We start from the raw sequence: 15,407 nt of genomic DNA, 5'->3' as shown, positions 1-15,407 counted from the left end.
CCGATGCCAAAGACCCTTTCGCCCAAGGCCCTTTCCCCGCTGGCGCTGGCCGCCGTCCTTGCCACCGCGCCCATCGCCGCAAGCGCCGAAATGGCCCGCTATGAGATCGACGCATCGCATACCGTCGTTGCGTTCCTCGTGGGGCATGTGGGCTATTCCAATGTTCTCGGCCGGTTCAGCGATGTGAGCGGGTATTTCATGTACGATCCCGAGACCCGCGAGCTGGGCGAGGTTTCGGTCGATGTCGGTCTGGGCAGCGTGGAATCCGACAACGAGGCGCGAGACAACCATGTGCAAAGCGCAGATTTCCTGGACGTTGAGGCTAATCCTATGATGACCTTCACCGCCAATGGCGGCGAGGCGACCTCGGACACGGCCGGAACTGTTGCGGGCACGCTGACCCTGCGTGGACAGGAAAATCCGCTATCGCTCAGCGTAACGTTGAACAAGGTGGCGGAGTATCCGTTCGGCCACAAGAAGCAGACCGTAGGCATTTCGGCGCGCGGCAGCTTGATGCGCAGCGAATATGGCATGGACTACGGGATTGCGAACGGGCTGGTCGGCGACGAAGTGCAGATCCTGATCGAGGCCGAAGCGATCCGCGCCGACTGACATGGACCCGGCCCCATGAAAAAGGGGGCCTCCACGGCCCCCTTTGCGAAACATTTGGATATGTCAGCGTCGCTTGCGTGCGGCGGCCAAAAGGCCCAGCCCACCGAGCAGCAGGAATGCAGGCGCCGGAAGCGGGATCGGCGGTGTGAGCGTAATGCCGGTCGCGGTAAAGCCCGACGCATCGGCGTTACCGCGGATCGCTTGAAACACTCCGCTCACGCGCTGACCGTCCGAGAAATCGGCGAATGCCGTGGCCCCGATCAATTCGTTTCCGATCACTGTGGCGGGACCTACGGTGAAGTCGACATCGACGTCGAACACGAAGCTTTCACCGGGCGCGAAGTCATTGAACGTCAGATCGAGCGTCGAGCCACCGTCAACCACGGTATTGCCGGTCAGTCCGGTGGTCACGTCCGTGCCGCCGCTGGGTGTGAAAGGCACCCCGTTGGATGTGTTCGGCACGCCGCCGTTCACCACATCGAAAACCGTACCGGTCCCGGTCAGGTCGATGAAAAACCGGATAAGATTCTCACCGCTGTCCGAGGTGTTGGTGAACGAGAACGGATTGCTGAATGTATCATCATCGATGATGAAGCTGAACGATGGGACAGCTTGCGCTGTTGTCCCGAACACCGCACAACACACCGCCGCAGCCGCAATTTTCCGAAGCATGGCGCCCTCCCTGAGAAACAATATAAAATAACATAATGGTTAACTGCCCTAACGGCAAGATCAATCATTTGTTGATCAACTTTTACATGACGGCGAAACTCATTCTCTGTGATCAAGGGTTATCTTTTTCTTTCAATGCCTTGTGGCGCAAAACTCATGTTTCCCGCCAACCCGGGCCTTCCCGCCTGCACATCGTGCGGAGGGCCGTCAGTCCCCAGCCAGCCGGTCTGCCAGGAACTGACGAATGTCGAGCAGCGATTTCTCGTCCATCGAAACATAGACCAGCGCCATGTTCGTGCGTTCGCGGATCATCTCGCCGGGATAAGGCAGATAGGACAATTCGCGCGACCCGAAGGATGGCGCGGCGGTGCCGACCTGCCATTCGGTCGTCAATTGAACATCCACAAGCTTGAGCGCCGTGCCGCCCCCTACACCCGGCCGTTCGAACGGGATGCCCGCCAGCCGAAGATAAGCGGACTTGTCGGCCGCCTGCTTGAACCCGTCGATGAACTGCGCGGTCAGGACCTGAAGATCCGCCGCCGCATCGTCGGGTTTGGTGTGGCTGTGCAGATGGTCGGTCTTTGGGTGATTGTGCCCCGGCCCGTGGTGATGCCCGTGCTCCGGGCCGTGGTCATGTGGCATTGGACCACCGCTTGCCTTCAAAATCGCCATGCGGGATCGTCACCGGCTTGTCGATGTGCCCCTTGTGCTTGCCCAGCGTACCCGCACTGACCATCGCCCCCAGCACGTCGACGATCACCCGCGTGCCCATGAGCGCCGTGATGTCGGAGGTATCATAGGGCGGCGAGACCTCGACCAGTTCCATGCCGCAGATGCCAGCTGCGGCAACCTTGGAGGCCATCGCCAACGCCTCGCGGGGCAGAAAGCCACCCGGTTCGGGCCAGCCGGTGCCGGGCACAAATCCGCAATCGATACTGTCGATATCGAAGGACATGTAGACCATGTCCACGCCGTCCCACGCCATTTCAAGCGCCATTTCGGCGGTTCGGTCCACCCCCATGCGTTCCATGTCGGCCATGGTGATGATGTTGGTCTCGCGTTCGCGGGCGACCTTCACTGCCTCACGCGGAACCTGCCAGCCGCCAATGCCGACCTGCACAAGGTTCCTCGCGGGCACGTTCGGCATGTTTGTCGCGTGGAACCATGGGGTTGTGTGCATACGTTCGTCCAGATCCTTTTCCTGGATGTCGGCGTGTCGGTCGAAATGCACGATGCCGATCTTCTTGGAGGTGCATTCCGCGATGCCGCGCACGCAGGGAAACCCGATCGAATGGTCGCCACCGATCATGATCGGCAGGGAACCGCTTGAAAACACGTGACTTACGGCGCGGCTGATCTGGTCGAAGCTCTTTTCGAGATTGGCTGGGATGGTGAACACGTCGCCCGCGTCGCACAGCGTCATCTGCTCGCGCAGATCCACCCCGAGTTCGTAGTTGTAGGGTGTATAAAGCGCGCTGATCTTGCGCAGCCCCTGCGGGCCAAAACGTGTGCCGGGCCGATAGGTCGTGCCGCCGTCGAACGGGATGCCCAGCACGGTCGCGTCATAGTTGGCCACCTCCAGCACGTCCTCGGCATAGGGGGCCTTCAGGAAGGTGTTGATACCGGCATAATGCGGCAGCTCGCCCCGCGCGAAGGTCGGGATGGAGCGGTCCTCGATCGTGTCGGCGCCGGTCAGGCCCATGCGCAGCGCCCATCGGCGTTCCTCTTCCCAGCGGCCTTCCGGAATGTCCGCCTCGGCTTTCATCGCCCGCCAACCTCCCAGCTTTGTCAGGTCCGGGTGGTGGGCACGGCGGTCCGGGCGCGCGTGGTCCGCGGGATGGTGGGAACGGCTACGCCTCGCTGGGCCGGTGAACATGGATATCCTCCTTGATGGTCTGGAACGGGATGCCCCCGTTCCGTGCGTCAAAATCGTAGGTTATGGTCGCGCCAAAGGCTTCGGGGTCGGTCGGGTCCCATCGCGGTTTGTCGAAGACCAGCACGCGGTCGCCCAGCTTGAAGCCCTCTTCCAGATCATGCGTCACCATGAAAACAGTCATCCCTGTCTCGGCGCGCAGTTCCAGAAGGAAATCATGCATCGACAGCCGGGTGCCCGGGTCGAGCGCGCCGAAGGGTTCGTCCAGCAGCAGCACCAGTGGCTTGGCGACCAGTGCCTGGCCGATCGCAAGGCGCTGCTGCATCCCACCAGACAGGGTAGCGGGATAAGCCTGCGCGACATGGCCGAGCCCGATCCGCTCCAGCACCGCATCCGCGCGCGCTCGGGCGGCGCGGGCCCCGGCCCCGAAGAAGCGGCCCAGCGGGCGCGACAGGCTTTCACCGGCGACGATGTTCTCGCGCACGGTCATATGCGGAAACACCGAATAGCGCTGAAACACCACGCCGCGCGCCCGGTCCGGTTCGGTCGCAGGCGGTGCACCGTCGATGCGGATGCTGCCGCGACTGGGTTGTTCCTGCGCGAGAAGCAGCCGCAGGAAGGTGGACTTGCCGCAGCCCGACGCGCCGACGAGCGACAGGAATTCGCCCTTTTCGGCCGTAAGGTTGATCCGTTCAAGAATCGGCCGCCGCCCGTAGCTGTGAAAGAGGTTTTCGACCGAAACGAAGCTCATGCGGCAGCCCCCGCCCAAGGGAAGGCGCGCCGCGACAAGGCCCGCAGCGCCCAGTCGAGCGCGAAGGCCAGCAGCGTGATCCAAAGCACGTAGGTCAGGATCACATCCATCGCGAGGTAGCGCCGCACGAGGAAGATCCGGTACCCCAGACCGAGGTCGCTGGCGATGGCTTCTGCGGCGATCAGGAACAGCCAGGCCGGTCCCAGCGACAGCCGCACCGACTGCACCAGCCGCGGCAACACCTGCGGAAGGGCCACCCGGAGCGCGATCACCGCGCTGGAGGCCCCCAGCGTCTGCGCCTTGACGATCTGTTCGGTCGGGATCTCGGCCACGCGCTGGCTCAGGTCGCGGATCAGGAACGGCGTGATCCCAAGGATGATTAGCATGACCTTCGACAACTCGCCCAGGCCGAAGGCGATGAAAAGAATCGGCAGGATCGCCAGCGGCGGGATCATCGACACCACCGCCACGAAACCGCCAAGCGCGGCCCGGACATGCGGCAACAGCCCGATGGCCAGCCCGAAGACAAGCCCCGAGAGCGCCGCGATGCCCACGCCAAGCGCCAGCCGCTGAAGGCTGATCGCGGTGTCGTGCCATAATAGGATGCGCCCGCTGCGACGGTCGGGTTCCGTGAAAAGCCGCGCCGCCGTCTCGACGATGGTTGATGGCGCGGGCAGCAGCCGGTCGGAGGGGTTCTCCGTCAGCCGGATATCCGACGCCACAGCGTAAACCGCGAACACCGCGAGAAACGGCAGCAGCGCGAGGAAAGCCCGCAGGGCCGGGCCCGGACGTCGGTTTATCAGGCGCATGGCGGGCGGTCTTAAAGTGCGCCGTCGGCGGCCATCTGCATGTAAGTCGTGTCAAACCGGAAGGTGACGTTGTTCGCGTCACCCGTGGTGCTGCCGTCCGGATAGGCCACGCCGATGAAATCCGCGCTCGGTGCGCCTTCGCCTAGGATGCCCTTGTCGAACAGGAACTCCGCCACGCTGACCATCGTTGCGGGCAGTTCCGCGCTTTGGGTGAAGGCCACGGCCTCGGCCGGGTCGAAGAACATCTGGGTGGAGGCAAGCTGCGCGTCATAGCCCGCAAGGTCCGTGCCCGACGCTTCGGCCATCGCTTCGCGCGCAGCGATGCCTTCAGGCGTATCGGACGACATGATGCCCATCAGCTCGTACCAGGCACCGACCAGCGCCTTGCCGAAATCGGGGTTCGCTTCCAGCGTCTCGGTGTTCACCACCATCAGGTCGATGATCTCGCCCGGGATATCGGAACTGTCGAACAGCTTGGTCGCGCCTGGCGTTTCCATGATCGCGCTTACCAACGGGTTCCATGTGACAACGGCTTCCACGTCGTCCGCCGCGAAGGCGGCAATCATGTCGGCATCCGACGTGTTGATAACGCCGCCAAGATCCGCTTCGGTCAGCCCGACCGTGTCGAGGCCCCGCGCCAGCAGGTAATGCGACACCGACAACTCCACCAGGTTGACCGGCTTGCCGGCCAGATCGGCCAGCGTCCCTTCGCCTTTCAGGATCACGGCGTCATTGCCGTTGGAATAATCGCCCACGATCAGCGCGGTGGTATCGACACCGCTGCCGGACGGGATCGACAGTGTGTCCATGTTGGTGGCCGACACCCCGTCGAACGCGCCAGCCGTGTACTGGTTGATTGACTCGATGTAGTCGTTGATCTGCACGATCTCGACGCTGATACCGTATTTTTCGGCCCATTTGTCCATGATGCCGCTATCGTCCAGGTAGCCCCACGGCATCCAGCCGACATAGATTGACCATGCGACACGGAAGTCCGTCTTTTCCTGCGCCTGCACGGCGGTGGTCGTGGCAACACCGGCCAGCACGATGGCAGCGGCGAAAGTGGTGGTCTTGAGCATGGCAGCCCCCTCATGCGTTCCGCCGATGGTGTCTGCCGGTCCGGGGGCGGAACTTGGGATGAAAGCGCGGACGGACCGACACAGTAATCTCCCGGGATTTTGGCCCGCCGTGTACCGCCCCGGAATTTGCCGACGCGGCGGCCCTTCTCGGACCTGACCTTCCTTGCGGAAGCGGAACCCTAAGTGCCCTGCCCCGCCATCCAACACCGAAGCGCCGCGTGCGGCCAAGTAGGACGGCGCGCGGCGTGTCCGGGTGCCCCCGCGAGCCCGAAGCTGCCTAAAATTCGGGCATCCGAAGGGCATATTGGCACGCTTCGAAGCACCGCTCGCACAGATGCCGCGCGCAGCTTCGTCCTACGCGGCGGCGCGGCGCAATTGCCTTTCAACGCCCGCTGGCGCATCTATGGGTCGCAAGGACTAAGGGGGGCATTCATGGACAAGGGGCACCGCAACAGCGGCATCGCTGCCGCACTTGCCGACATGGCACTGTTCGACGGCGTGCCGCAGGACAGCCTTGCAAGGCTGGCGGCGGATTTTCAGGAATTCAACGTCGGCGAGGGACGGATCATTGTGGAGCAGGGCGAAACCTCGCGCGACTTCTTCGTGATCCTGTCCGGTGCGGTGATCGGGCTTCTGATCACCGAAGGCGGGCGGCAGGTGTCCTTCACCGAGATGGGCAGGGGCAGCTATTTCGGCGAACTCGCCGCACTGGACGGCAGCCCGCGCTCGATCACCGTGTCCGCGTCCGAACCCAGCCGTCTTGCCCGGCTGGGCAACGATGCATTCCAGGCCTGGACGGACCGGGAACCGCGCATCCTTCGCAACATCGCGATGGACCTGGCGCAGCGCACCCGCGTTCTGAACGAACGGGTGATCGGGCTGATCGTTCACGACGTGGAAACCCGCGTCCGGATGCTGCTGGTGCGACTTGCGCAGGAACGCGAGCAACTGATCCCCGAGGGCGTGATCCAGCCGGCCCCGACACATGAACAGATGGCCACCTTCGTCGGCGCCAACCGCGAGGCGGTGAGCCGGGTGGTCGCGCGCCTCAGCAAGTCAGGGGTCATCACCTCGCAGCGCCAGAAGGTGACGATCCACCAGGTCGGCGCGCTGCTGGACGGACTTTAGCACGCAACCGCATCATGTGACGTCAAACCGGGCACTGATCTGCCTACATCGACGGGCACGGGCCCGTTTTCGCTTCCATTTACCGGGCCCTGCGCTATGTCCCCGGTGATCTTGACCGTCCAGAAAGGGCTCTCAGCCATGCGCCGTGCCGGTTTGTCACTGCTCGCTCACTGCCTCGTGCTGGCCTTGGCCGCGCCGTCTGGCGCCCTTGCGCAGGGGGGCCCGTCGCTGGTCCGCACCGATCTTGTCGAACGCCGGGAGGTGGCCGAAACGGTGTCGGTTTTCGGGCAGGTCGTGGCGACGCGCGAAAGCGAGGTCGCGGTGCGTGTCTCGGGCGTCGTCACCGAGGTGCGCGTGGAAACCGGCGCGCAGGTGGAAGAAGGCGCGGTTCTGGCAGTGCTCGACCGCGAATTGCTGCAACTCGAACTGCGCAGCAAGCAGGCTGCCCTGTCCGAGGCAGAGGCCGGGATCGAGGTGGCGCAGGCCGGGCTGACGCTGGCGGAGCGCGGCTTCGCGCGGGTCGAGGGGCTGCGCGGTACCAACGCCTTTTCACAGGGCCAGTTCGAGGACCGGGAGGGCGCGCTCGCGCGCGCCCGAGGCGAACTGGCGCAGGCCGAGGCACGCCTTCTGAACGCTGAGGCCGCCGCCGACCGCGCCGCCTATGACCTGGAGCGCGCCGAATTGCGCGCGCCCTTCGGCGGCACGGTGCTGGAGGTGATGGTCGATCCGGGCGAATACGTGCAGACCGGCGCACCGGTCGCGCGGCTCCTCGACATACACGACCTTGAGATTGAGGCGAACGTGCCGGCCGAGTACGTCCCCGCGATGGCGCCAGGCATGGTGATCGACGCGGCACTGGCCGACGGGCAGCCGCTGCAACTGACCGTGCGCGCGCTGCTGCCGACCGAATACACAGCGACCCGGACCCGCCCGGTGCGCTTCACCGCCGACCTTGCGGCGCTTGGCAACCGCGTCGCGGTGGGGCAGTCGTTGACGCTGAACGCGCCGCGCGACGTTCCGCGCACGCTGTTGCTGGTGCCCAAGGACGCGGTGACGCAAGCTCGCGGCGCGTGGTCGGTCTTTGTGCACGAGGACGGCAAGGCGGTGCCCCGAACGATCGAGATCGGGGCAAGTTTCGGCGCGCATTTCGAAGTTTTGAGCGGGCTGTCCGAAGGTGACGAGGTCGTCGTGCGGGGCAACGAACGGCTGCGCCCGATGCAGGACATCGCGCCCGAACCCGTGCCCGCGCGCGAAGGCGCAGCCGGGACGCCGGACCCGAACCGTCCCGACGCGCAGGCGGATGCGGACAGGACCCGCCGGGCCGGGCTGTCCGCGCAATGACCGAAGCAGCGGAGCCGCGCCGATGAACCCGATCCGCTTGTCCATAGACCGGCCCGTCGCCATCCTCGCAGTCGTGGTGATGGCGGTGATGTTCGGCGCACTCGCGCTGTCTCGCATCCCCGTGCAGCTTGCTCCTGACGTGCGCAAACCCATCGTCGTGGTCACGACCAACTGGCCGGGCGCCGCCCCCGTCGAGGTTGAGCGCGAGATCGTCAACCCGCAGGAAGAGGCCCTGCGCGGCCTTGGCGGGCTGGATATCATGACGTCGCGCGCACGCACCGGCGAGGCCGAGGTGACGCTGGAATTCGCCGTCGGCACCGACATGACCGAAACGCTGCTGCTGGTTTCCAACCGGCTGGACCGTGTCAATGGTTATCCCGAGGAAGCAAGCGAGCCGACGTTGGACACCTCCGGCGCCGACGACAGTGCGATAGCCTGGATCACCGTGACCCGGGAATCCGGCAATGATCGGCCGATGCCGCAATTCGGCGACTTCATGGAGGACGTGGTCAAGGAGCGGCTGGAACGCGTGCCCGGCGTATCGGCCGTCAATGTATTCGGCGGGGTCAGCCGCGAACTGCAGATCATCGTGCGCCCCGACGACATGTCCCGCTATGGCCTGACCATTCCGGAGATCGTGTCCACCCTGCGCCGCGAGAACATCACGCTGTCGGCCGGCGACGTGGACGAGGGCAAGCGGCGCTATGTCGTACGCGCCGAAGGCAGCCTGAACACGCTGGAGGCCGTGCGCGACGTGGTGCTGCGGTCGGATGCGGGGGCGGCGGTGAACGGGCCGCGCGGCCGGTTGCGGCTGGGCGACGTCGCAATCGTGCAATTCGGCTACAAGGAACCCTCGGCGCGGATCCGCTACAAGGGCGAACCGGCGATGGCGGTCAACGTGGTCCGCGAGAACGGCGCCAACGTGATCGAAACGATGGAAGAGATCCGCGTCGTTCTCGCGGAACTGGCGTCCGGGCCGGTGGCCGCGCAGGGCCTGAAAATGCAGCAGGTCTATGACGAAACGGTCTATATCGAAGGCGCGATCGACCTCGTGGTGCAGAACATCTGGATCGGTGGCCTGCTGGCGGCGGGTGTGCTGCTGCTGTTCCTGCGCAGCCCGGCCGCGACACTGGTCGTGTCGCTGGCGATCCCGGTATCCATCGTGGCGACTTTCGTGGCGATGGCCGCGACCGGGCGCACGCTGAACGTCATCTCACTGGCCGGCATCGCCTTCGCGGTTGGCATGATCGTGGATGCCGCCATCGTCGTGCTGGAAAACATCTACCGGCTGCGCGAGCAGGGCATGAACCGGCGCGATGCCGCCTATCACGGCGCGCGGCAGGTCTGGGGCGCGATCCTCGTGTCCGCGCTGACGACGGTCATGGTGTTCATCCCGATCCTCGTGATGGAACTGGAGGCCGGGCAACTGTTCCGAGACATCGCGGTGGCGATCTCGGTCTCGGTCCTGTTGTCTTTGGCCGTGGCGGTCACGGTGATCCCGGCGCTCGCCTCGCGGTTGCTGCGGGGCGGCACCGAAGGGCAGCGCACCATGCGCCTGCCCGGGATCGACCACCTGGGCGCGGGCTTCAAGGCGCTGGTTATGGCCTATACCCGCATGACGGTGCGCTACCGCGCGCTTGGTCTTGTGATGGTCGCAGTGATCGCGGGCGGCGCGGGGTTCGGCGCATGGAGCGCGCTGCCCAAGCTGGAATACCTGCCGGAGGGCAACCGGAACCTCGTGTTCGGCCTGTTGATCCCGCCGCCGGGATACAATCTTGAAACAACGGAAACCATTGCCCAGCGGATAGAGGACACGGCCCGCCCGCTTTGGGAAGCGGCACCCGATCCGGCGACGGCGGACGGCCGCCCCAGCATCGACAGTTTCTTCTTCGTGGCGCTGCCCGGCAACAGCTTTGTCGGCGCGGCCGCGGTGGACGGCGACCGGGTGGGCGAGTTGATCCCGATCCTTTCGGGGCCGATCTTCGCCGAACCCGGCACGTTCGGCTTCATGACTCAGCCCTCGTTGTTCGGGCGCGGCGTCGGTGGCGGCCGTACGATCGAACTGAACGTATCGGGACAGGATCTCGAACAGATCCTCGGCGTCGCGGGCCAGGCGGCGGGGATGATCGCCGGGATGCTCCCGCGAAGCGAAGGCCACCAGTTCCGCCCCATTCCCGGGTTGGAACTCGGTGCGCCCGAGGTCCGGGTGATCCCGAACCGCCTGCGGCAGGCCGATGCAGGGGTCGGCACCGCCGATCTGGCCGCGACCGTGGACGCCTATAATGACGGGCTGCGCGTCGCCGAAATCACAATCGGCGCGGAACGGCGCGACCTGACCCTTAAGGGCGCCGTCGCGCCGGGGCAGCGCACGCAGGACGTGGCCAGCTTTCCAATCGTCACGCCGTCGGGCCAGATCGTGCCGCTGGGCGCACTGGCCGAGGTGCGGGTGACCGCCGGGCCGACCGAGATCCGTCACCGCGACCGGCTGCGCACCATCACGCTGGAGGTGCGCCCCTCGCCTGCGCTGCCGCTTGAATCGGCCGTCGAGATGCTCGAGGCCGACGTTGTCGCCGCGCTGGAGGCGCAGGGGCTGCCGCCGGGCGTACGCCTGACCGTGTCCGGTACCGCCGACCAGCTGAGCCAGACATGGGACGCGATCCAGATCAACCTCGCCGTGGCGATGGTGATCGTGTTCCTCGTCATGGCGATCCTGTTCGAGTCGTTCATCCTGCCGCTTGTCATCATGATCTCGGTGCCGGTCGCGGCGGCGGGAGGCGTTGGCGGGCTGGCGCTTCTGAACACTTTCCAGACCCAACCGCTGGACATGCTGACGCTGCTGGGCTTCGTGATCCTTGTGGGGATCGTTGTGAACAACGCGATCCTGATCGTGCACCAGTCGCTCTATCACCTGCGCGAAGAGGGCATGAGCCCGGTTGACGCCATTGAGGAAGCCACCCGCAACCGCATCCGTCCGATCTTCATGTCCACACTGACCAGCGTGTGCGGGATGCTGCCCCTTGTGGTGTTCCCCGGCGCGGGGTCAGAGCTCTATCGCGGGCTCGGCGCGGTGGTCGTGGGTGGACTGTCGATGTCGGCCTTCCTGACGCTGCTCACGGTTCCGCCGCTGTTGCGCCTGTGCCTTGTCGCCCCGGTCGCCGATGCGGCCGATCCGTCGGTCCCTGCCCCGTCGACGGCCGCGAGCCCGGCGGAATAGCCCCGACGGGGCCAAGCCGCGGGTCTTGCCGGGACGGTCCGGATGCGGCAGGAACGGACCCACACCTGACGGAGGGGCCCGTGTCACGCGGAAAGACTGTATCGCCGAGCGGGCTGGCCAATACGCTCGCCGCCGCCATTGTGCCGCGCGGGGGTAAACGCCACACCCCGCTCTCTCGGGTTCTGTTGCGCACCAGTGGCGCTGCGCGCCCCTGGCTGCCCGCTGGGCTAAGGGACGCGATCGAGCAGCGCTTACTGTCCGTCTGGCTGAACGACCGTCATGGCATCGCGCTTGAGCAAGGAAAACCGCCCCGCGACCCGGACTGGCCGACAGAGCCGGACCGCCTTGGCAGCACCGAATTGCATTCTCTGCCCGGCGAAGGGCTGATCCTCCTCGGGGACGCAGCGGCGACGCCACTGCCCGGCGGGGCGGCCCATCTGGCGACCACGTTGAGTGCGACATCCGACGCGATGATCGCTTACGGGGACGAACTGCACACCGGCCCTGACGGGATGGTTTGCGGCCACTGGCTCAAGCCGGACCGGACCGACCCGCTGCTTCTGTCGCGCGGTATGCTGCTGACCGGGTTGGTCGCGGTATCGGACCGCGCCCCCGGATGCGATGCGCTGCTGGACGCCCTGCGGAGCGGGACGCCGCTTCGGGACGCGCTGGCACACCTCGCCGCGACTCTGCCAGATACAGCATGCGTGCATGTCGCAGCGCCGGTGGCCGCCGGACCGGCACCAATGCCGCTGGACGCAGCCCCGCCCGCCCCACCGTCTCCGTTGCCGCAAGTCTCGATCCTGATCCCGACGCGGAATGGCTGGGACGTCTTGTCTGAGTGCCTTGCAAGCCTGGAGCGCACCGACTGGCCCCGCGACCAACTGGAGATCATCGTCATCGACAACGGGTCAGACGATCCACAGACACTGCAGCAACTCGCGGACCTGCAGGCGACCGGGCGGATCGATGTGCTGCGCGACGACGGCCCGTTCAATTTCGCGCGGCTGAACAACTGCGGCGCGCGTCGGGCCCGCGGCGATCTTCTGGTGCTTCTCAACAATGACACGACCCTGCGCGATCCAAGCTGGCTGCGGACGATGGCGGCCCACGCACTTGCGCCCGGCGCCGGTGCCGTGGGTTGCAAGCTGCTGTACCCCGACGGCGATGTGCAGCATGCGGGGGTGATCTGCGGCCTTCGCGGCGGCGCGCAGCATGCATTCGTGGGGCTTGGCGCGGATGATCCGGGGTACAACCATCTAGCCGCCGTGGACCGGAGCGTGAGCGCGGTCACCGCCGCTTGCCTCGTCGTAAGCCGCGCAGCCTTCGAGGCGGTTGGCGGCCTGCGCGAGGACCTTGCCGTGTCCTACAACGACGTGGTGCTGTGCGCTGATCTTCAAGCATCGGGGCGGCGCAACGTCTGCCTTGCCGCCCCGCTTTTCGTGCACCATGAAAGCCGCAGCCGCGGCAAGGACAGCACCGACCGGACCAAGCGCGACCGGCACCGCGCCGAACGCGCACGCGCCATTGCCCTGCACCCGGACCTTTTCGCGCAGGACCCGTATTATTCGCCTTTCCTGTCCCGAAAGCTGGAATATCGGCTTCTGTTGCAATGACCTGAAGCAGCCCGGCTTGCCGTGCGGGGGCGAAGAGATTATGAGCCTTGCAGTCCGTGGCGTAACGATGGGCGCGATCCAGAATCGATCAAGGAGGCGCCGCGGTGTCAGAAGGCCGGGTTTCAGTCGTCATTCCTCTATATAACCACGCCGACTACATCCGTCAGGCCGTGCGCAGCGTTCTTGAACAGGGCGCACTGGTTCAGGAACTGATCGTCATCGACGATGGTTCCAAGGATTCATCCGCCAGCATCATGCGCGAACTTGCCGCCGGGGATGACCGCATCCGCTTTCTCACACAGGAGAACAGCGGTGCCCATGCCACGATCAACCGAGGTCTCGAGATGGCCGAGGCTGAGTTCGTTACCGTACTGAATTCTGACGATTACTACGCCCCCGGCCGCTTCGCAGCCCTGATCCGGGCGCTCGACCTGGACGCGGGCGCGGATATCGCGGGCTCCGGTATCGGGTTCGTGGACGGCGACGGCCAGCAGATCGAGAATCCTTGGCTCAATGACGCGATCGACAACTACAAGCGCAAAAGGAACCTCGGCCTCGCGCTGATGGACTACAATTTTCTGATGACCACGTCCAATTTCTTCATGCGACGCTCGCTGCTGGACCGGATCGGGAATTTTTCTCCGTTGCGCTATACCCATGACATGGAGTTCGCCTTGCGCTGCGCCGCCCGGCGGGTGCGCCTTTGCTTTCTCGACCGGCCGCTGATGATGTATCGCTTCCACGGCGCGAACACCATTTCCGAGGACCACGCGAAAGTCCGCGTGGAATGGGCCCTGAGCGCGGCAGTTTACATCCATCTGGCGCAAATGGGCTCACACCCAGTTCCGGACGACCAAGTTGCCCGGTGCCACGAGGTTCTCGACCGCCACGGGCTTCTTCGGGCGGCGCGTTACGCCGTCGACGAGCTGCGCACGCGGGGGGCTGACAGGGTAACCGACACACTGATCACCGATACCGGGTTCATCGATGGCATGAAGGCTTTAGTGTGATGAAGATCTTGTTCGTTTCCAACCTCTATCCGCCCAATCAGGTCGGCGGATACGAAGAGCTGTGCTGGACGGTCGCGTCGCACCTGCACGCGGACCACGGCCACGAGATCGCCGTTCTGACAAGCGCATCGGGCGGCCGGGTCGCTGATTGGCCGGGTCAGCGAGTCCACCAATCGCTTCGCCTACTGACCGGCAGGACAGTCTACGATGCCTTCGACGGCCCGCCCGCAAGGCGCGAGACAATCAAGGCACAGAACCGTGCCGCACTTCAGAGCGCGATCCAGCGCACAGCGCCTGACGTGATCTTTTGCTGGAACCTCTATGGCCTCGACCTGTCGTTCTACGAGGCGCTTGGACGTGCGGACCCGCCGGTTGTAGTGATGCTGACCGATAACTGGCTGGCCTCTATGATCGATCCGGAGGCGGTGGGCGCGTTCTTCCGAACGGTCGTCAACGGATCCGCCCGACAGGAGGATTTCGCTGCGCGCGGCGCGGTGCGGCAACAACAGGCGGCGCAAGTTTCCGCGATCTTCGGCGCGAAGTTCATGAAGGATTTCTACAGTGCATGCGGCGTTACCTTCGCGCGGGACGAGGTGATCCACAACGGGGTTCAGCTGCCCGCTGCGTCCACACCCCGATCATACGATCGGATCGCGGACGGAGCTACTGTGCGCCTCCTGTTCGCGGGGCGCCTTGTGGACATCAAGGGCGCGCACACGGCAGTGGAAGCGCTGCTGCGGCTTCGCAGCAAGCGTCCGGGGATCGACTGGCGTCTGTCGCTTGTCGGGGACGCGCGTGACACCGCATACCTGATGCGACTGCGCGGCATTGCATCCGAAGGCGGATGCCTCGACCGGATTGACTTCAGGAGCCCGGTCGCACCGGAGGTACTGCCTGACCTGTTCGCATCGCACGACATGTACGTCTTTCCGTCCCTGTACGAGCCGTTCTCGCTGACGCTGATCCACGCCCTCGCCTCCGGCATCCCGACGCTGGCCTCGCGGGTCGGAGGCAACGTGGAGATCATCCGCGATGGGGATACCGGCCTTCTTTTCGAGAAAGGCGACGCCGATGGTCTGACCGCTGCGATACTGCGGCTTGTGGATACGGACGGGCTTATCAACCGACTGTCGACCCGCGGCGTCGCTGCGGCGCGCGAATTCTCCAGGGAACGGATGATCGCAGCCATGGATGCACATCTGCGCGACAGGGTCCGCCGCCGGACATAGCGTGGCTGGGCATGTCCATGTTGCATCGCATTGATGGAGATGTCTTAAGTCTACCGGCACAACCGCGCGAAAG

The 15,407-nt window shown here is 65.1% G+C and carries 13 protein-coding genes and 1 riboswitch; of the genes, 7 read left to right on the top strand and 6 right to left on the bottom strand.

Translation table 11 applies throughout. The features are described 5' to 3' along the window. Positions 1-3: 3 nt before the first annotated feature. Positions 4-612: a YceI family protein gene (locus DKT77_RS11460; protein WP_109811850.1), complete on the top strand. Its 609-nt coding sequence runs from the start codon at positions 4-6 to the stop codon at positions 610-612. 63 nt (positions 613-675) lie between these two features. On the opposite strand, the gene DKT77_RS11455 is transcribed toward DKT77_RS11460, so the two are convergent. The 6 genes from DKT77_RS11455 to DKT77_RS11430 all read right to left on the bottom strand — a co-directional run bounded on the left by DKT77_RS11455 (position 676) and on the right by DKT77_RS11430 (position 5,796). Further along, positions 676-1,284, bottom strand: a complete 609-nt coding sequence (locus DKT77_RS11455; RefSeq protein WP_109811849.1) for a hypothetical protein — start codon at positions 1,282-1,284, stop codon at positions 676-678. A gap of 207 nt (positions 1,285-1,491) precedes the next feature. Further along, the gene (locus DKT77_RS11450) at positions 1,492-1,926 is read right to left on the bottom strand and encodes a hypothetical protein (protein ID WP_109811848.1); all 435 of its coding nucleotides are present in this window, start codon (positions 1,924-1,926) and stop codon (positions 1,492-1,494) included. Then, the gene (locus tag DKT77_RS11445; RefSeq protein WP_109811847.1) at positions 1,916-3,160 is read right to left on the bottom strand and encodes an agmatinase family protein; all 1,245 of its coding nucleotides are present in this window, start codon (positions 3,158-3,160) and stop codon (positions 1,916-1,918) included. The genes DKT77_RS11450 and DKT77_RS11445 overlap by 11 nt, the downstream gene beginning before the upstream one ends. Further along, complete coding sequence (locus DKT77_RS11440; protein WP_109811846.1) at positions 3,135-3,908, bottom strand: ATP-binding cassette domain-containing protein; 774 nt, start codon at positions 3,906-3,908, stop codon at positions 3,135-3,137. Before DKT77_RS11440 ends, DKT77_RS11445 begins: the two co-directional genes overlap by 26 nt. Then, the gene (locus DKT77_RS11435; protein ID WP_109811845.1) at positions 3,905-4,717 is read right to left on the bottom strand and encodes an ABC transporter permease; all 813 of its coding nucleotides are present in this window, start codon (positions 4,715-4,717) and stop codon (positions 3,905-3,907) included. The genes DKT77_RS11440 and DKT77_RS11435 overlap by 4 nt, the downstream gene beginning before the upstream one ends. A gap of 11 nt (positions 4,718-4,728) precedes the next feature. Further along, on the bottom strand, positions 4,729-5,796 hold the full coding sequence (locus tag DKT77_RS11430; protein ID WP_109811844.1) for a putative urea ABC transporter substrate-binding protein: 1,068 nt from the start codon (positions 5,794-5,796) through the stop codon (positions 4,729-4,731). 86 nt (positions 5,797-5,882) lie between these two features. Next, positions 5,883-5,990, bottom strand: a riboswitch (guanidine-I (ykkC/yxkD leader). A 238-nt stretch (positions 5,991-6,228) separates the two neighbouring features. On the opposite strand from DKT77_RS11430, the gene DKT77_RS11425 reads away from it, so the two are divergent. From DKT77_RS11425 to DKT77_RS11400, 6 genes are all read left to right on the top strand, one after another. Continuing rightward, positions 6,229-6,924: a Crp/Fnr family transcriptional regulator gene (locus tag DKT77_RS11425; RefSeq protein WP_109811843.1), complete on the top strand. Its 696-nt coding sequence runs from the start codon at positions 6,229-6,231 to the stop codon at positions 6,922-6,924. 138 nt (positions 6,925-7,062) lie between these two features. Continuing rightward, positions 7,063-8,265, top strand: coding sequence for an efflux RND transporter periplasmic adaptor subunit (locus DKT77_RS11420; protein WP_238547825.1), 1,203 nt, complete (start codon positions 7,063-7,065; stop codon positions 8,263-8,265). A 22-nt stretch (positions 8,266-8,287) separates the two neighbouring features. Further along, complete coding sequence (locus DKT77_RS11415; RefSeq protein ID WP_109811841.1) at positions 8,288-11,479, top strand: efflux RND transporter permease subunit; 3,192 nt, start codon at positions 8,288-8,290, stop codon at positions 11,477-11,479. An 80-nt stretch (positions 11,480-11,559) separates the two neighbouring features. Continuing rightward, positions 11,560-13,095, top strand: a complete 1,536-nt coding sequence (locus DKT77_RS11410; protein ID WP_146204993.1) for a glycosyltransferase family 2 protein — start codon at positions 11,560-11,562, stop codon at positions 13,093-13,095. A 104-nt stretch (positions 13,096-13,199) separates the two neighbouring features. Next, complete coding sequence (locus DKT77_RS11405) at positions 13,200-14,105, top strand: glycosyltransferase family 2 protein (RefSeq protein WP_238547824.1); 906 nt, start codon at positions 13,200-13,202, stop codon at positions 14,103-14,105. Beyond that, positions 14,105-15,334 carry a glycosyltransferase family 4 protein gene (locus DKT77_RS11400; protein WP_109811838.1) on the top strand — a complete coding sequence of 410 codons (1,230 nt, stop codon included), beginning with the start codon at positions 14,105-14,107 and terminating at the stop codon, positions 15,332-15,334. The genes DKT77_RS11405 and DKT77_RS11400 overlap by 1 nt, the downstream gene beginning before the upstream one ends. Positions 15,335-15,407: the final 73 nt, after the last annotated feature.

Origin of the sequence: Meridianimarinicoccus roseus (assembly GCF_003172915.1) — a bacterium.
Classification (GTDB): Bacteria; Pseudomonadota; Alphaproteobacteria; order Rhodobacterales; family Rhodobacteraceae; genus Meridianimarinicoccus; species Meridianimarinicoccus roseus.
The sequence above is the reverse complement of the archived record's forward strand: the minus strand, read 5'-3'. Positions and strand labels throughout refer to the sequence as shown.